Source organism: Chelatococcus composti (genome assembly GCF_014201415.1).
Classification (GTDB): domain Bacteria; phylum Pseudomonadota; class Alphaproteobacteria; order Rhizobiales; family Beijerinckiaceae; genus Chelatococcus_A; species Chelatococcus_A composti.
In genome coordinates this window covers 343,060-359,178 of sequence record NZ_JACHEH010000005.1, presented here as the reverse complement: position 1 = coordinate 359,178, position 16,119 = coordinate 343,060, and the positions used below count along the sequence as shown (strand labels likewise).

At 66.0% G+C, this 16,119-nt stretch carries 16 protein-coding genes; 4 read left to right on the top strand and 12 right to left on the bottom strand.

Going from position 1 to position 16,119, the window contains the following annotated elements; genetic code table 11:
* From HNQ73_RS12905 to HNQ73_RS12885, 5 genes are all read right to left on the bottom strand, one after another.
* Positions 1-837 (bottom strand): ABC transporter permease, encoded by an 837-nt coding sequence (locus HNQ73_RS12905; protein WP_183335270.1) that lies wholly within the window; start codon positions 835-837, stop codon positions 1-3.
* Positions 838-919: 82 nt separating this feature from the next.
* Positions 920-1,870 carry a GDP-L-fucose synthase gene (fcl, locus tag HNQ73_RS12900; protein ID WP_276513679.1) on the bottom strand — a complete coding sequence of 317 codons (951 nt, stop codon included), beginning with the start codon at positions 1,868-1,870 and terminating at the stop codon, positions 920-922.
* Positions 1,863-2,939, bottom strand: coding sequence for a GDP-mannose 4,6-dehydratase (gene gmd / locus HNQ73_RS12895; protein ID WP_210305197.1), 1,077 nt, complete (start codon positions 2,937-2,939; stop codon positions 1,863-1,865). Before gmd ends, fcl begins: the two co-directional genes overlap by 8 nt.
* Positions 2,936-3,634: a winged helix-turn-helix transcriptional regulator gene (locus HNQ73_RS12890; RefSeq protein ID WP_183335268.1), complete on the bottom strand. Its 699-nt coding sequence runs from the start codon at positions 3,632-3,634 to the stop codon at positions 2,936-2,938. Before HNQ73_RS12890 ends, gmd begins: the two co-directional genes overlap by 4 nt.
* Positions 3,635-3,749: 115 nt before the next feature.
* Positions 3,750-5,180 carry a mannose-1-phosphate guanylyltransferase/mannose-6-phosphate isomerase gene (locus HNQ73_RS12885; protein ID WP_183335267.1) on the bottom strand — a complete coding sequence of 477 codons (1,431 nt, stop codon included), beginning with the start codon at positions 5,178-5,180 and terminating at the stop codon, positions 3,750-3,752.
* A 334-nt stretch (positions 5,181-5,514) separates the two neighbouring features.
* On the opposite strand from HNQ73_RS12885, the gene HNQ73_RS12880 reads away from it, so the two are divergent.
* Entirely contained in the window at positions 5,515-6,846 is a 1,332-nt protein-coding gene (locus HNQ73_RS12880; RefSeq protein ID WP_183335266.1) for a solute carrier family 23 protein, read from the top strand.
* Between the two features lie 96 nt (positions 6,847-6,942).
* Here HNQ73_RS12880 and HNQ73_RS12875 read toward each other — a convergent pair whose 3' ends face one another.
* From HNQ73_RS12875 to HNQ73_RS12850, 6 genes are all read right to left on the bottom strand, one after another.
* Positions 6,943-7,848, bottom strand: coding sequence for an NAD(P)-dependent oxidoreductase (locus HNQ73_RS12875; protein WP_183335265.1), 906 nt, complete (start codon positions 7,846-7,848; stop codon positions 6,943-6,945).
* Positions 7,849-7,917: 69 nt separating this feature from the next.
* Positions 7,918-8,835, bottom strand: coding sequence for a dihydrodipicolinate synthase family protein (locus HNQ73_RS12870; protein ID WP_183335358.1), 918 nt, complete (start codon positions 8,833-8,835; stop codon positions 7,918-7,920).
* A 77-nt stretch (positions 8,836-8,912) separates the two neighbouring features.
* Positions 8,913-9,719, bottom strand: coding sequence for a transporter substrate-binding domain-containing protein (locus HNQ73_RS12865; RefSeq protein ID WP_183335264.1), 807 nt, complete (start codon positions 9,717-9,719; stop codon positions 8,913-8,915).
* A 59-nt stretch (positions 9,720-9,778) separates the two neighbouring features.
* Positions 9,779-10,507, bottom strand: a complete 729-nt coding sequence (locus tag HNQ73_RS12860; protein ID WP_183335263.1) for an amino acid ABC transporter ATP-binding protein — start codon at positions 10,505-10,507, stop codon at positions 9,779-9,781.
* A gap of 12 nt (positions 10,508-10,519) precedes the next feature.
* Positions 10,520-11,164, bottom strand: coding sequence for an amino acid ABC transporter permease (locus tag HNQ73_RS12855; RefSeq protein ID WP_183335262.1), 645 nt, complete (start codon positions 11,162-11,164; stop codon positions 10,520-10,522).
* Positions 11,165-11,172: 8 nt separating this feature from the next.
* Positions 11,173-11,856 (bottom strand): amino acid ABC transporter permease, encoded by a 684-nt coding sequence (locus HNQ73_RS12850; protein WP_183335261.1) that lies wholly within the window; start codon positions 11,854-11,856, stop codon positions 11,173-11,175.
* A 253-nt stretch (positions 11,857-12,109) separates the two neighbouring features.
* Between HNQ73_RS12850 and HNQ73_RS12845 the strand changes: the two genes are divergently transcribed.
* The 3 genes from HNQ73_RS12845 (at position 12,110) to HNQ73_RS12835 (ending at position 15,377) form a co-directional block, all read left to right on the top strand.
* Positions 12,110-13,654, top strand: coding sequence for a UxaA family hydrolase (locus HNQ73_RS12845; RefSeq protein ID WP_183335260.1), 1,545 nt, complete (start codon positions 12,110-12,112; stop codon positions 13,652-13,654).
* Positions 13,655-13,667: 13 nt separating this feature from the next.
* Positions 13,668-14,645 (top strand): GntR family transcriptional regulator, encoded by a 978-nt coding sequence (locus tag HNQ73_RS12840; RefSeq protein ID WP_183335259.1) that lies wholly within the window; start codon positions 13,668-13,670, stop codon positions 14,643-14,645.
* A gap of 75 nt (positions 14,646-14,720) precedes the next feature.
* Positions 14,721-15,377, top strand: coding sequence for a hypothetical protein (locus HNQ73_RS12835; RefSeq protein ID WP_183335258.1), 657 nt, complete (start codon positions 14,721-14,723; stop codon positions 15,375-15,377).
* Here HNQ73_RS12835 and HNQ73_RS12830 read toward each other — a convergent pair.
* Positions 15,374-16,117, bottom strand: a complete 744-nt coding sequence (locus HNQ73_RS12830) for an ABC transporter ATP-binding protein (RefSeq protein ID WP_183335257.1) — start codon at positions 16,115-16,117, stop codon at positions 15,374-15,376. The genes HNQ73_RS12835 and HNQ73_RS12830 overlap by 4 nt on opposite strands.
* Between the last annotated feature and the right edge of the window lie 2 nt (positions 16,118-16,119).

Below are 16,119 nucleotides of genomic sequence, written 5' to 3'. Positions count from 1 at the left end.
TCAGATCCTGTCGACGATCGCCGGCTCGAGCTTGCGGAAGACGCGCAGGCCGAGCGCGAGGAAGCCGACGGTCCACAAGAGGAGAAAGGCGTAGCTGAGAAGGCCGGGCCAGTCAGCCCGCACAACGACGGCCCGCATGGTATCGATCAGCGTCGCGGCCGGATTGAGCGCGTACAGCCACTGGTATCGCTCCGGGACGAAGGCGACGGGATAGATCACCGGCGTCACATACATGGCGATCTGGATGAAGAACGGCAGGGCAATCCCGATATCGCGATAGATCGCGTTGAGCGGCGAGAGCACAAGACCGATACCATAGCCCAGCAGTCCCGCCGCCACGACGACGACTGGCACCAGCACGATCAGCGGTGACGGAACCATGCCGTAGAGCAGCATGACCGCGACCAGCACGAGGAGCGCGATGGCGAACTCCACGGCCGCCGAAATGGCCGGGATCAGCGGCAAGATGAGGCGCGGGAAGAAGACCTTGGTGATGATGGCCTCGTTCTTCACCAAGGATCCTGCGGCCTCTCCGACGACCCGGCTGAAATACTGCCACATCAGCAGACCCGAGAAGACGAAGACGGGATAGGGAACCTCCCCCGTCGGGATGCGAGCCAGATAGCTGAAGACAAAGGTGAAGATGGCCGTCGTCAGAACGGGTTGCAGCAGCGCCCAGGCGATGCCGATGACGGACTGCTTGTAACGGACCTGGATTTCGCGCAGCGCCAGCGTCCAGGCAATGTCGCGGTTCGCCCACAGGTCTGCCATGTCGTGCAAGAAGGTGTGATCGCCGCTTGCGCGGATCACCACCTCGACGGGCTCGTGAGCGGGCATTGATGTTGTCACTGCTCGGGTCTCGACTGGTTCGATCAGCGGCGGCACGAAGGGCCGCGCGGCTCCGGCAAGGAGGGCGAGGTCACCGCAGGCTGTCCTTGAATGCCTGATAGGTCTTCGCCACGCCCTCCGGCAGGCTCGTGCGTGCGCGCCAGCCCATGGCGGAAAGCTTCCCGACGTCCATGAGCTTGCGGGGCGTCCCGTCGGGCTTGGAACTGTCGAACACGAGCTCGCCCTCGAAGCCCACCGTGCGGCAGATCAGCTCGGCGAGCTCCCGGATGGTCACGTCCTCGCCCGTGCCGACATTGATGTGGCCGGGCTCGGAATAGTGCTTGAGCAGGAAGACGAGCGCGTCGGCGAGATCGTCCACGTAGAGGAACTCGCGGCGCGGCGTGCCCGTGCCCCACACCTCCAGCGAGCGCGCCCCGGCGAGCTTCGCCTCGTGCGCCTTGCGCATCAACGCCGGCAGGACGTGGCTGGTCCGCAGGTCGAAGTTGTCGCCGGGGCCATAGAGGTTCGACGGCATCGCCGAAATGAAGTCGGCGCCGTATTGCTTGCGATAGGCATCGCACAGTTTGATGCCGGCGATCTTGGCGAGCGCATACCACTCGTTCGTGGGTTCCAGCGCCCCGGTCAGAAGTGCATCTTCCGGAATCGGCTGCGGCGCGAACTTCGGATAGATGCAGGACGAGCCCAGGAAGAGCAGCTTGCGCACGCCCGCCTGGAAAGCGGCGCCGATGACATTCGTCTCGATGACAAGGTTGTCGTAGAGGAAATCCGCCGGGTAGGTATCGTTGGCCAGGATGCCGCCGACCTTGGCCGCCGCCAGGACCACGACCTCGGGCCGATTCCGGTCGAAGAATGCCTTGGTCGCCGCTTGGTCGCGCAGGTCGAGCACCTCGCGCCCTGCCGTCAGAATCTCGCAATCCTCCGTCTGCAGGCGCCTGACCACAGCGGAGCCGACCATGCCGCGATGACCGGCGACGAAGATGCGCTTGCCGGCAAGATCGAAGGGCATGCTGCGGTCAGTCATGACGGTTCCGACGCTCCGCTTCGTTCCTGACGGTCTTGAGGTCGCTCTCCACCATCTCCTTCACAAGCTCGCGGAAGCTGGTGCGGTGCCGCCAGCCGAGCTTCTCGCGGGCCTTGGTGGGGTCGCCGAGAAGGAGGTCGACCTCGGTGGGCCGGAAGTAGCGCGGGTCGATGCGCACGAGCGTCTTGCCGCTCGCCTTGTCGATGCCGACCTCGTCCACACCCTGGCCCTGCCAGACGATCGTGCGGCCCACCTCGGCGAAGGCAAGCTCCACGAACTCGCGCACCGAGTGGGTCTCGCCCGTGGCGAGCACATAGTCGTCGGGCTTGTCCTGCTGCAGGATGCGCCACATGCCTTCGACATAATCGCGCGCATGGCCCCAGTCGCGCTTGGCGTCGAGATTGCCGAGATAGAGCGCCTCCTGCAGGCCGCATTCGATGGCCGCCACCGCGCGGGTGATCTTGCGGGTGACGAAGGTCTCGCCGCGGATGGGGCTCTCGTGGTTGAAGAGAATGCCGTTCGAGGCATGGATGCCATAGGCCTCGCGGTAGTTCACCGTGATCCAGTAGGCATAGAGCTTGGCCGCGGCATAGGGGCTGCGCGGATAGAAGGGCGTTGTCTCGCGCTGCGGCGTCTCCTGCACCTTGCCGTAGAGCTCGGAGGTCGACGCCTGGTAGAAGCGCGTCTTGCCCTCGAGCTTCAGCAGGCGGATCGCCTCCAGCAGGCGCAGGGTGCCGAGGGCATCGGCATTGGCCGTGTACTCCGGCGTCTCGAAACTCACCTGCACATGGCTCTGGGCGGCGAGGTTGTAGATCTCGTCCGGCTGGATCTCCTGCACGATGCGGATGAGGTTGGTCGAGTCCGTCATGTCACCGTAGACCATGCGGAACTTCGGATCGCCCTCGTGCACGTCCTGGTAGAGATGGTCGACACGCGCCGTGTTGAAAGACGAGGAACGGCGCTTCACGCCCCAGACGCGGTAGCCCTTGGCGAGAAGGAGCTCCGCCAGGTAGGCGCCGTCCTGGCCGGTCACACCGGTGATGAGTGCACGTTTGGACAAGTTGCTCATCCTTCCATTGCAGGCGCGCGCAGCGCGCCGGGATCCTTGCGGTCTCCATCCGTCACGGGCGTATCCAGGTCCTCCTCCGCCGCATTCGGCACGGCAGAAAGCGACACGTGCAGCAGCGGCGGCGTCACGATGCGGTTGAAGTCGACCTGCCCCTTCAGGCGGTCGTAGGTCGCCTGGGGGGTGCGTGAATCCGTCACCACCACGGCGTCGAAAGCCGGCGCTTCCTGCAGGGTGCGCACCACCGGCACGCCGGCCACACGGGAGCGGTTCGTCCCGCCGTCGAGCACCGCGACGACCTCGATCGCGCCATCACGGGCAGCGAGGATGGCGATCTCGGCGAGCTCGCCCGCCCCGGCGAGGATGACGCGGCGCAGCCCGGCCGCATCGAGGCGGCGGAACCCGTCCGCATACTGCTCCCGCGCGTCGCGGAAAAAGCGCAGGGAAATATCGAGGTAATCGGCCAGGAGCCGGCTCTTCTCGGAAAAGCCGCTCGGCGTCAGATAATAGGCGTAGCGCTTGTAGGGCGCGGCCTTCGCCTTCACGTAGCCCTTGCGGATGGCGCGCTTGAGCAGTGCGTTGACGAGGCCGATGGACACGCCGATGCGCCGCGACAGCGACATCTGCGTCACCACCTCCCCGCTTTCCAGCGAGGTGAGCAACTCAAGGTCCACCTCGGTCGGGAGCTTGTCCGCCATCTGCCCCTGTGCCTCGCTCAGTCCGGGGCGCTCGATAGACGTTCACGGCGTGAACGTCAAGGCGTGACGTTCACGCCGTGAACGACGGTCAGCTCTCCATCCACCCCGCGCGGGATCAGATCCGCTTGTAGATATCCTCGAGGCGGACGATGTCGTCCTCGCCCAGATAGGGACCGGACTGCACCTCGATGAGATTGAGCGGCAGCTTGCCCGGATTCTCCAGGCGGTGGACGCAGCCAAGAGGCAGGAAGACCGATTCGTTCTCGCGCAGGAGGATCTGCTCCCCGTCCCGGGTGACGAGGGCCGTGCCGTTGACCACGATCCAGTGCTCGGAGCGGTGGAAATGCTTCTGCAGCGACAGCTTGGCACCGGGATTGACCGTGATGCGCTTGACCTGGAAGCGCTCCCCCTCGTGCACCGACTGGTAGAAGCCCCAGGGGCGATAGACACGCTGCGTCTGTGTGGCCGCGGCGTGCCCGTCCTTCTTCAGCGCCGCGACGAGCTGCGAAACCTTCTGGTCGCTGTCGCGCCGCGTCACAAGCACGACATCGGGCGTCGCCACCACGACGAGGTTCTCGACGCCAAGGGCGGCGACGAGACGTCCCTCGCCGCGCAGGTAGGATCCCCGCGTCTCCAGCGCCACCACGTCGCCGACGCACAGGTTGTCGTCGGCATCCCGTGTGCCGATCTCCCACAGGGCCGACCAGCTGCCGACGTCGCTCCAGCCGAACTCAGAGGGCACGACGGCGGCCTTGTCCGTCTTCTCCATCACCGCATAGTCGATGGAGATCGATGGCCCGGCCGCAAACGGCGCTTCCGCGAGGCGCAGGAAGTCGAGGTCGCGCACGGCGCCCTCCAGTGCTCCGCGCGCAGCCGCGAGCACGTCCGGCGCATGCCGATCGAGCTCCGCGATGAAGGCGGCGGCGGGCAGCAGGAAGATGCCGCTGTTCCAGAGATAGTCGCCGCTGGCGAGATAGCGCTCGGCCGTCGGCTGGTCGGGCTTCTCGACGAAGGCGGCGACGGCGTCGATGCCGGCAAGGCCCGGCAGCGGGTCACCGCGGCGGATGTAGCCATAGCCGGTGGCAGGCTTGTCCGGACGCATGCCGAAGAGCACGAGCCGGCCCGCAGCGGCCGCCGCCGCGCCGGTCTCGACCGCGGCGCGGAAGGCGGCCGGATCCTGCACCACGTGGTCAGCCGGCATGATGAGGATCAGCGCATCGGGATCATCCGCCATTGCCATCAGCGCCGCAACCGCAGCCGCCGGAGCAGTGTTGCGGCCGACGGGCTCCAGAACGATCGTCACGTCAGCGATGCCCGCCTGGCGCGCCTGCTCGGCAATGACGAAGCGGTGTTCCGCGTTGGCGATCACGACGGGCGCCGCAAAACCCGGCTGGCCGGCGACGCGCGCCAGCGTCTGCTGTAGCAGCGTCTCCGCCCCGGCGAGGGCCAGGAGCTGCTTGGGGTAGGATTCGCGCGACAGCGGCCACAGGCGCGTGCCGGTGCCACCGGACAGAACGACCGGGACAATCCCCGGATGCTTCCTCATGCGGGCCCTCCTGCCAGGTCGACGGAATCTGTCGGCGCCGGGCCTATCCGTCGGGTGCCATCGCGCGAGTCGCGACGATGCGGGCTTCCTAGCGCAAAGCCACCATCAAGGAAATGCCGGCTCTGCCGCCGCGCCCGGGCAGTTGCTCCGACAGAGCGCCGCGGCGCATTCTGGACACGGCTGTGAATAGCTGACCTTGCGCTTTTGCAGTAGGCAGGCCACCCGATATTGGCAATTTTCCAGGCAACGCGACCGCGAGACTCGGTCAAGCTGTCGGCGGGCCGCCTTGCGGCGGCTCCGCGCAATCCCGCCAACGCAGAACGAGAGGGACATCATGGGACAGGACAGAGGGGGCGGCTGGTTCCCGGCCTGGCGGCTGAAGGCCGAAGGCACCATCGCGCCGGACGAGAGGCTGCCGTGGCCGCAGACCGTGATCGCGGGACTTCAGCATGTGGTCGCCATGTTCGGGTCGACCGCGCTCGCCCCGATCCTCATGGGCTTCGATCCCAACGTCTCGATCCTGTTCTCGGGGATCGGCACGCTCATCTTCTTCCTCATCGTCGGCGGGCGCGTGCCGTCCTATCTCGGCTCGAGCTTCTCCTTCATCGCCGTCGTCATCGCCGCCACCGGCTATGCGGGCTCGGGCCCGAACCCGAACATCGCCGTTGCCCTCGGCGGCATCATCGCGGCCGGCGTGCTCTATCTCGCCATCGGCCTGGCCGTCATGCGCGCCGGCTACCGCTGGATCGAGACGCTGATGCCGCCCGTGGTCACGGGCGCCGTGGTGGCAGCCATCGGGCTCAACCTGGCGCCCATCGCGGTCAAGGGCATCAGCGCCAGCGGCTTCGACCTCTTCGTCGGCCTCACCACCGTTCTCGCCACCGGCCTCACTGCGGTCTACGTGCCCGGCCTGCTGCGGCGTATCCCGGTGCTCGTCGGCGGCTTCGTCGGCTACATTGTCTATGCGGTCGGCGCCAGCAGCTTCGGGCTGGCGAACCCCATCGACTTCTCCGCCGTCGGCGCCGCGCCCTGGTTCGGCGCGCCCAACTTCGTGACGCCGACCTTCTCGGCGGGCGCGATGACGCTGATCGCGCCGGTGGCGATCATTCTCGTTGCGGAGAACCTGGGGCATATCAAGGCCATCAGCGCGATGACGGGGCGCAACCTCGACCCCTACATCGGCCGGGCCTTCGTCGGCGACGGCATCGCCACCATCGTCTCTGGCGCCGGTGGCGGCACGGGCGTGACGACCTATGCGGAAAACATGGGCGTGATGGCCGTGACGCGCATCTATTCGACGCTCGTCTTCGTCGTCGCGGGTCTGTTTGCCATTCTGCTTGGCTTCTCGCCCAAGTTCGGCGCCACGATCCTTACCATTCCCGGCCCCGTGATCGGCGGCCTGTCGGTCGTGGTCTTCGGCCTCATCACGGTGACGGCCGGGCGCATCTGGGTCGAAAACCGGGTCGACTTCTCGGACACGAAGAACCTGATTACCGCCGGTGTGGCGGTGATCGCCGGCGCGGGCGACCTCGCGGTCACGGTGGGCGGCTTCCAGATTGGCGGCATCGGCACGGCGACCTTCGGCGCCATACTCATCTACGCACTGCTCAACCGCCGCGCCTCCGGACAGCACGACGAGGCGAAAGCGCCGGCAAAGGCCTCCTGACCGATCGCACGGCAAGAGCCTTCCGCACATAAAGAGCGCACGGGGCGAACCCCCGTGCGCTCTCGCTCTTTCCTATAACGACGCAATGTCGGCCGGTCAGTCCGCCCTCACGCGGGTGCCGTTGACCTCGCCGAGCACGTCGAAAAGGTGCGCGACATACTTGTCGCCGTGGCCGAGGGCCGTGGCGAGCACATAGGTCTGGTAGATGGACTGGGCGGCGAAGGCCGTCACCGAGGCCATCTCGGCAAGATGCGCATAGGCGCGCATGTCCTTTACCACGTTGCGCAACGTGAACTTCTGGTTGGAGTCGTCCCCTTCCAGGACGAAGGGCACCAGCCGGTCGAAGGTCTTGCTGTGGGCGCCGCTCAGCCGGCACAGGTCCGCGAAGGCCCGCAGGTCGAGGCCCACCTTCGAGGCCGTCGCGAAGGCCTCGGCCAGGACAACGGCGTTGCCCTGCGCGATGAAGTTGTGAATGAGCTTGGCCTTGTGCCCGGACCCCACGGGGCCGAGATGGTGGATGGTCTCGGAATAGGCCTCGAGCACGGGCCGGAGCTGCTCGACCACCGCGGCATCCCCGCCGATCAGAACATTGAGGCGCCCCTCTGCGGCCTCCTTGGGGGTGCGGTTAACCGGGGCATCGACATAGACGCCGCCGCGCTCGCGAACCATTGCCTCGGCACGCTCGGCAAATCCCGGATCGGCCGTGCTGGCATCGACCACGACGAGGCCGGGATGGACGCCTTCCAGCAGGCCGCCCTGCCGCGTCAGGACATCCTCCACCTGCAGCGAACCCGTGACGCAGATGATGACGACATCGCTCTGCCGGGCGAGGTCGGCGGCCGTGGACGCCTCCTGCGCGCCGCGTGACACCAGCTCGTCGACGGGCTGACGGTTGCGATGCGCCAGCACCGTCAGCGGGAAGCCCCTGGCCAGGATGTTCCTTGCCATCCCGCTGCCCATCAGCCCGAGGCCGATGAAGCCCACCCTCTTCCTTGCGGACATGAACGCTCCTCCTCCTGCGGGGCGGGACCTTTCCCCGCCCGAGATCTGTTGTTCAGTTTGCCGGGATGGTCACAGGCCCCAGCGCAGCACGAGCGGATCGAGCCCGCGGGCGATCTCGAGAAGCCCCTTGCGGGTCTCGGGGTGCAGGGGCTGGAGCGGATGGCGGACGAAATCCGAGCGGATGACCTTCCCCTCCTTCATCAGCGCCTTGGCCGCCAGAAGCCAGCACTGCCTGTTCTCGTAGTTGATGAGCGGCAGCCAGCGCGCATAGGCGGCGGCCGCCTCGTCCCGCCGGCCGGCGACATAGGGGTCAATGATCTGGCGGATGCCGTCGGGATAGCCGCCGCCCGTCATGGCGCCGGTGGCGCCGGCGTCGAGGTCGGCCATCAGCGTGATCGCCTCCTCGCCGTCCCACGGCCCTTCGACCGCGTCACCGCCGAGCGCGATGAGCTCGCGCAGCTTGCTGGCGGCGCCGGGCACCTCGATCTTGAAATAGGAGACGTGCTCAATCTCCCGCGCCATGCGCGCCAGGAAGGCCGCCGACATGTTGGTGCCGGCCATGGGCGCATCCTGGATCATAATCGGGATGTCGATGGCCTCCGACACGCGGCGGAAGAACTCGTAGATTCCCGCTTCCGGCACCCGGAGCGTCGCGCCGAAGAAGGGCGGCATGATCATGACCATCGCCGCGCCGAGCTGCTGCGCCTGCCTGGAGCGCTCGACGCAGATGTCGGTACAGAAATGGCTGGTGGTGACGATGACCGGAACCCGGCCCGCCACGTGTTCCAGGACCGTCCTCGTGACGAGGTCCCGCTCCTCGTCCGTGAGCATGAACTGCTCGGAGAAGTTGGCGAGGATGCACAGGCCATGCGAGCCCGCGTCGATCATGAAGTCGATGACGCGCTTCTGCCCTTCGAGATCGAGCCTCCCGCTTTCGTCGAAGATGGTCGGCACCACCGGGAACACGCCGCGATACGGTCGAGTCATCATTGTCACCTGTCCGCTACGGGTTAACGCCGCGAAGAAAGGGATTCCCCTCGCAGCGAAGGGAATCCCCCGTCCCGTCAGTCGAGCATCTCGGCCGGGAGATCCATCTTGAAATACTTCTTGTAGATCTCGTTGAGCTTGCCGTTCTTGAGATTGGCCGTCACCCAGCCATCCACCCACTCGCGCAGCGCGTCGTCCTTCTTCCGCAGGCCGATGGCCATCGGATAGGCCGCAAGGGTCATCTTGACCTCGAGCTTCTTGTCCGGGTTCTGCTCGGCGAGCTCGTTCGCCGTCGACAAGGCCGCCGCGAAGATGCTCTGCTGGCCCGTGGCCACGGCCGTGTTGGTCGTCGCCTCGTCCTCGTAGCGGACGATCTTCGCGCCGCTGACGGGCTTCAGAAACTTCGTCAGTTCCATGTCGGCGGTCGTGCCGCGCGCAACGGCCACCGTCTTGCCGTCGAGATCAGCGGCAGCGGTGACCTTCTCGCCCACCGGGGCCGCAAGCACGACCGGAACGACACCGTAGGGGCGCGAGAAGTCGATGACCTTCTTGCGCTCCTCGGTGATCGAGAAGGACGCGATGACGATGTCGGCCTTTCCGGAGAGGAGGAAGGGAATGCGGTTCGCGCCCGAGACCTGCACGATCTCGAGATCGACGCCCAGATCCTTGGCGAGGAGCCGGGCCGTCTCCACGTCGGAGCCGGTTTCCTTGGCCTTGTCGTCAAGCATGCCGTAGGGCGGATGGGCGACGTCGATGGCGATGAGGATCTTGCCGCGCTGCTTGATGGCGTCGAGCGTGTTGGCCTGGGCCGCTGCCGGCAGCAGCGCAGCCGCCGCAAGGCCGAGGCCGACGAGGGCCCGACGGGTAACTTTCGCAAGTGACATGGACAAACCTCCCTAGATGGTTCGCCGCCCAAGCGGCGCTCTGACGCTGGCGAGCCGCCTCACAGGCCGCTGCCGACGAATTGCTGGAGTTCCGGCGTCTTCGGGGCGCGGAGCATCTCGCCCGAGCCCAGCTCCCAGACGGTGCCGTGGTGCATGAAGGCGATCTGGTCGGCGACACGCTCAGCGAAGTTCATCTCGTGCGTCACCAAAACCATCGTCATGCCGCTTTCGGCCAGTTTCTCGATGACCTTCAACACCTCGCCGGTAAGCTCAGGATCGAGAGCCGATGTAACCTCGTCGAACAGCATGAGCTTCGGCTTCATGGCGAGCGAGCGGGCGATGGCGACGCGCTGCTGCTGCCCGCCGGAGAGCTGTTCCGGATAGTTGTCCGCCTTCTCGAGCAGGCCGACCTGGGAAAGGACTTCCTCGGCGAGGGCGCGCGCCTCATCCTTGCCTATCTTCTTTACGCGCCGCGGCGCCAACATGATGTTCTGGGCGACGGTGAGGTGCGGGAACAGGTTGTAGCTCTGGAAGACGATGCCGACATCCTGACGCAGCGCCCGCAGGTCGAAGCCGCCGTTATGGAGGGCGCGGCCGCAGACGTGGAGTTCCCCGCCGTTGATCTGCTCGAGCGCGTTGATGCAGCGCAGCGCTGTGCTCTTGCCCGAGCCGCTGCGGCCGATGAGGGCGGTCACGGTGCCAGGCATGATGTCGAGCGTGACGCCTTTCAGCACTTCGAGTGTGCCGAAAGACTTGCGGACGTCCTTGAAACGAACAATCGGCTCCATCGGTCGATCCTTTCAGGCGCGCTTCAGCTTCCGCTCGTACCTGCGGCTCAGCACCGATAGCGGGTAGCAGATGACGAAGTAGAGGAGCGCGGCGATGGTGAAGACGGTGAACGGCTTGAACGTGGAGTTGTTGAGAACCTTGGCCGAATACGTCAGGTCGAAGAAGCCGATCACGACCGAGTAGGACGTGTTCTTGACGATCTGGACCAAGAACCCGACCGTCGGTGGAATGGCGATGCGCACTGCCTGCGGCAGGATGACGTCGACGAAGCGCTGCACGGGGGTGAGCGCGAGGCACTCGGCAGCCTCCCACTGCGTCTTTGGCACCGCCTCGATGCAGCCCTTCCAGATCTCGCCGAGGTAGGCACTGGAATAGGCCGTCATCGCGATGCCCGCCGCCACCAGCGCCGGAAGCTCATAGCCGCCGATGCTCAGTCCGAAGTAGACCACAAACATGATGACCGGCAGCGGGATGCCCTGCACCAGCTGCACGTAGGCGCTCGACACCACGCGCAGGGACCTCATCTTCGAGGATCGGCAGAGAGCCACCGGCAGGCCGACGATCGTGCCGCCCACGAAGCCCAGGAGTGACAGGACGATCGTCCAGCCGGCGCCGCGCAGGAGGAAGAGGAGATGTTCGGGAGACAGTCCGAGCATGGCGGACCTCACAGGGGGGTGCCGAGACGACGGCGACGGGGGAAGATGACCTTCCCGAGCCCCGTCAGGATGGCCCGCAGCAGCGTGACGACCGCGAGGTAGATGACGGCGATCACGAGGTAGACCTCGAAGCCCCGGAAGGTAAACGCCTGGATCTGGTACGCGACGCCGGTGAGCTCGGGCGCCGAGATCTGGGACATGATCGAGGTTGCCAGCATCATCAGGATGAACTGGCTCACGAGGGCCGGATAGACGCGCTCCACCGCCTGCGGCAGCTGGACATAGAGCAGCGACTGCCAGCGCGAGAGCGCGAGGCAGGACGCGGCCTCGATCTGCCCCTTCGGAATGCTCTCGAAGCCCGCACGCATGATCTCCGCCGTGTAGGCACCGACGTTGATGACGAGTGCGATCACCGCGGCATAGAAGGCGTCGATGCGGACGGAGAGAACCGCAAGGCCGAAGAACAGCCAGAAAACCTGTATGACCAGCGGCGTGTTGCGAATGGCCTCCACATAGACCGTGGCCGCCTTGCGGACCCAGGGCGGCCCGTACAGCCGCCCGACGGCACAGGCCGTGCCGACGACGAAACCCGGGATGATGGATACCGCCGTCATCCACAAGGTCAGCAGCGTCCCATCCCAGAGATCCTGGCCATATTCGCCCAAGAACGAGAAATCGAACTCATAGTTCATGGTGACGCCGGCGCCCTTGTCCGCGTTCGCCTTGCCACATCAGGGAAAAATGATCGCCATTACGCGGCAGAACCCCGCATACGTGACGACGAATAACAGGACACTTGACAAATTCGACACACGGACACGGCGTTTCCTCTTCACTGCACTCTTGCGGCGCTGTTGACATCTTTACGGGTAGCATGGTTGTATATTGCACGCAATAGCCAATTTGAGCCATTTCAAGGCTTGCTCACCCCAGGAGAAAAAACGGATGTCCGCCAATGCCCTGCCGAAGGAGGCCCGCGTGATCGTGCTGAACGCGGCCGACAACGTCGCCGTCGCGCGCGACGCCATCGGGGACGGGAATCGCGTCGGCGTGGGGGATGTGGTGGCGACCGGCGACATCCCGCGGGGGCACAAGGTGGCCATCCGGCCGATCGCCGAGGGTGAGGCGATCATCAAGTACGGACAGGTGATCGGCTTCGCCACGCGGCCGATCCTGCCGGGCGAACACGTCCATCTCCAGAACCTGGCGATGCGGGACAGCAACGTCGCGCACGAGTTCTGCGCCGATGCCCGTCCCACGCCTCTCCTGCCCGAGGGCGAGCGGCGCACGTTCATGGGCTTCCGGCGGCCGAACGGCACGGTCGGCACCCGCAACTACATCGGCATCGTGAGCTCCGTGAACTGCTCCGCCACCGTCGCGAAGGCGACTGCCGACTACTTCAACCGCGGCGGCGGCCTGAAAAACCACCCCAATGTGGACGGCGTCGTGGCCCTTACTCACGGGGGCGGCTGTGCAATCAACACGGCGGCGGAGGGCTATCGCTATCTGGTGCGCACGCTGAGCGGATATGCCCGCAACCCTAACTTCGGCGGCATCCTCATGATCGGTCTCGGCTGCGAGACGAATCAGATCGAGATGCTGCTGGAGCGCTCAGGATTGAGCGAGGGCCCGTTCCTGCGCACAATGACAATCCAGCGGATGGGCGGGACGAGGAAGTCCATCGAGGCCGCCACGGCGGCGATCAACGACATGCTCGACGCGGTCAACGCGGTGCAGCGCACCGAGCAGCCCCTCTCCGGGCTCACGCTCGCCCTGCAGTGCGGCGGCTCGGATGGCTATTCGGGCATCTCAGCCAATCCCGCCCTCGGCTATGCGGCTGATCTCCTGGTGCGCCACGGCGGAACGGCAGTGCTCTCCGAAACGCCCGAGATCTACGGCGCCGAGCACCTCCTGACGCGCCGCGCGACATCGCCCGAGGTGGCCCGCAAGCTGATGGAACGCATCGAGTGGTGGCGCCAGTACACTGCCAAGAACGAGGCCGAGCTCAACAACAATCCCTCCCACGGCAACAAGGCGGGCGGTCTTACGACCATCCTCGAGAAGTCACTCGGGGCCGTGGCGAAGGGTGGAACCATGCCGCTGGAGGCCGTCTACGAATATGCCGAGCAGATTGACAGGACCGGCTTCGTCTTCATGGACACACCCGGCTACGACCCCGTTGCCGTGACGGGTCAGGTCGCAGGCGGCTGCAACATCATCTGCTTCACCACCGGCCGCGGCTCCGTCTCCGGTTTCAAGCCCGCCCCCTGCATCAAGATCGCCACCAACACCACTATGTACGAGCACATGCAGGAAGACATGGACATCAACTGCGGCGGCATCGTCACGGGCGACGACACCATCGAGGCGGCCGGCGAGCGGATCTTCGAGAAGATCATCGCCGTAGCATCCGGCGAACGCTCGCTCAGTGAGACGTTCGACTATGGTGACAACGAGTTCGTGCCGTGGCCTCTTGGTGCGGTCACCTGATCGCTGGCACAGCATGATCGAGCGCAAGCGTCCGGCCTATCTCCTGATCAAGGAAGCCGTGCAGGCGGCAATTGCGGCCGGGCGCGTGCCGGCCGGCGCCGTCCTGACCGAAAGCCTGCTCGCCTCGGTCTTTCGGACCACCCGCTCGCCCGTCCGCCAGGCCATCGCGGAGTTGCAGCGGGAAAGGGTGGTGCACCGCTTCGACGGCCGCGGCGTGATTGTCGGCGACGAAAGCTCTGCCCCGACACGCATCCCGATCACCCCCGAGATGTTCGACCTCGGCGGCGATCCGGCCGGGGTCGTCCGCAGCGATGCCTGGGAGAGCCTCTACTACGACCTCGAGCGCAGTCTCATCCACCGCTCGGTCTTCGGCCGCGCGCGGGTGAACGAGCTGGCACTTGCCCGCCACTATGCCGTCGGTCGCACAGTCGCCCACAAGCTTCTCGTCAGAGCCCAAGCGTCCGGCCTGCTGTGCAAGGTGGAGAACGCTCACTGGCAGATTGTTCCCCTCACCGACCAGCGCATCCGCGATCTCTACGAGCTGCGCATGGTGCTCGAGCCGCGGCTGGCCGAGAGCGCCGTGGCCAGCGTTCCCGCGGCCGAGCTCGAGGACATGGAGCGGCGCCTGCACACGGTTGCCGGCGCGATGCCGGAGGTCACGGTCAACGAACTCGACCAGCTCGAGAATGATCTGCACGTCCAGTGCCTGAGTTACGGCCGCAACCACGAGATGTTCGAGGCACTGAAACGAACGCGCTGCACCCTGGTGGTGGGCAAGCACATCCAGGCGGCGCTCGTGAAGCACCCGCAGATCGACCCCTTCATGGACGAGCATCTGGCGGTCATCGGCGCTCTCAAGCGAGGCGACGGTGCTCTGGCGGCGGTAGCTCTGGCCGACCACCTCGCGGACAGCGGCAAGAAGGCCGTCCAGCGCCTCGAGGCATTCCGCGCCACAAACGACATGCCCGAGCTTCCCTACGTTGTGGACTGACGCCGCTTCAACATGTGATACATCGAGGGAGTATCCGGGCGCCGAGGCGCGTCACGTACCGCAGCGCGAGGCGCCATGGCCGAAGGAACCGACGAGCACTGTGCGCCTCGCGGCTGGCGGGAAGCTCTTGCGTCCACCCTCGCCCACATCCTCGACGGCCCGCTCTCCGGGCTCGCCCCCTGGATTTTCCTCGCCGTCTTCGAAGGCCCCGGGACCATCGCATGGGTGTCCGTCACAGCGCTGGCGATCTCCGTCTTCTTCTTCGCCTCGGATCTGTGGCGGGGCCGGTCGTTCAAGCTGCTCGGGGCGCTCGACGTCGTCTTCTTCCTCGGGCTGTTCGCCGCCCATCTCCTGCTCGACGCAGCGGGCCAGGCCTGGCTGGAGAAATGGGTCGGCGAGATTTCCAACATCACGCTGTTCGTGCTGGCGGCCGGGTCCATCCTCCTGCGCATGCCGTTCACCCTGCCCTACGCCCGCGACGAGGTTGATCCGCAGTACTGGCACTCGCCGCTGTTCCTGCGCATCAACTATTTCATCACGGCCGGATGGGCGGTGGCGTTTCTCGTCGCCGCGCTCTCGGGCTGGTATGGCGACGCGGTTCTGAACGACAGCAACAACATCTGGACCGGCTGGGTGATCCAGCTGGCGGCAATGCTGGCCGCGATCCGCTTCACCGCTTGGTATCCGGACCACGCAAGAGCAAAGGCGCTGGCGGCAAAGGCACGCGGCTAGGCGGCGCCCCCCTTGTAACGGTCCAGAACGTCCTCGATCGCCCCGTCAGCGATGATCCGCCCCTCGTCGAGCAGCAGCGCGCGGTTGCAATAGGCTCTCAGCGTCTGCAGGGAGTGGGAGGCGAGGACGAGAATGTGCGCCTCGTCGATCATCCGTTCCAGCCGCTCGCGCGCCTTGCGGGCGAAACTCTCGTCGCCGACGCTGATGAACTCGTCGAGCAGCAGGATGTCCGGCGTGCGCACCGTGGAGATGGCGAAGGCAAGCCGAAGGCGCATGCCGCTGGAATAGGTGCGCATGGGCAGGTGCATGAAGCTGCCGAGTTCCGAGAACTCCGCCACCTCCGGAATGTAGCTGCGGGCCTCGGCAATGCTCATGCCGAGAAAGACGCCGCGCAGGATCACGTTGTCCACCCCGGTCAGCTCGGCATCCATGCCCATCGTCAGATCGAAGAGGGAGGACACGCGCCCGTTGATGACGGCCGATCCGGCCGTCGGCTCGTAGGCGCCGGCGAGCACCCGCAACAGGGTGGATTTGCCGGCCCCGTTGCGGCCGATGAGCGCAACCCGATCTCCAGGGTTGAGCGTGATCGAGATGTCCTGCAGGGCCCGCACGGTCACAAGGTCCCCCTCCCCCGCCAGCCGGCCGCCGATCCGCGCCATGAGAGCATTGCGCAGCGAGCGGCTGCGCGAGTTGTAGATGGGGAAGTCGACCGAGACGTCGCGCAGCTCGATTAAGGGCATGA

Coding starts and splice junctions, on each gene's coding strand:
- HNQ73_RS12905 (WP_183335270.1), bottom strand. CDS start 837: ATGCCCGCTCACGAGCCCGTCGAGGTGGTGATCCGCGCAAGCGGCGAT.
- fcl (WP_276513679.1), bottom strand. CDS start 1,870: ATGACTGACCGCAGCATGCCCTTCGATCTTGCCGGCAAGCGCATCTTC.
- gmd (WP_210305197.1), bottom strand. CDS start 2,939: ATGAGCAACTTGTCCAAACGTGCACTCATCACCGGTGTGACCGGCCAG.
- HNQ73_RS12890 (WP_183335268.1), bottom strand. CDS start 3,634: ATGGCGGACAAGCTCCCGACCGAGGTGGACCTTGAGTTGCTCACCTCG.
- HNQ73_RS12885 (WP_183335267.1), bottom strand. CDS start 5,180: ATGAGGAAGCATCCGGGGATTGTCCCGGTCGTTCTGTCCGGTGGCACC.
- HNQ73_RS12880 (WP_183335266.1), top strand. CDS start 5,515: ATGGGACAGGACAGAGGGGGCGGCTGGTTCCCGGCCTGGCGGCTGAAG.
- HNQ73_RS12875 (WP_183335265.1), bottom strand. CDS start 7,848: ATGTCCGCAAGGAAGAGGGTGGGCTTCATCGGCCTCGGGCTGATGGGC.
- HNQ73_RS12870 (WP_183335358.1), bottom strand. CDS start 8,835: ATGACTCGACCGTATCGCGGCGTGTTCCCGGTGGTGCCGACCATCTTC.
- HNQ73_RS12865 (WP_183335264.1), bottom strand. CDS start 9,719: ATGTCACTTGCGAAAGTTACCCGTCGGGCCCTCGTCGGCCTCGGCCTT.
- HNQ73_RS12860 (WP_183335263.1), bottom strand. CDS start 10,507: ATGGAGCCGATTGTTCGTTTCAAGGACGTCCGCAAGTCTTTCGGCACA.
- HNQ73_RS12855 (WP_183335262.1), bottom strand. CDS start 11,164: ATGCTCGGACTGTCTCCCGAACATCTCCTCTTCCTCCTGCGCGGCGCC.
- HNQ73_RS12850 (WP_183335261.1), bottom strand. CDS start 11,856: ATGAACTATGAGTTCGATTTCTCGTTCTTGGGCGAATATGGCCAGGAT.
- HNQ73_RS12845 (WP_183335260.1), top strand. CDS start 12,110: ATGTCCGCCAATGCCCTGCCGAAGGAGGCCCGCGTGATCGTGCTGAAC.
- HNQ73_RS12840 (WP_183335259.1), top strand. CDS start 13,668: ATGATCGAGCGCAAGCGTCCGGCCTATCTCCTGATCAAGGAAGCCGTG.
- HNQ73_RS12835 (WP_183335258.1), top strand. CDS start 14,721: ATGGCCGAAGGAACCGACGAGCACTGTGCGCCTCGCGGCTGGCGGGAA.
- HNQ73_RS12830 (WP_183335257.1), bottom strand. CDS start 16,117: ATGCCCTTAATCGAGCTGCGCGACGTCTCGGTCGACTTCCCCATCTAC.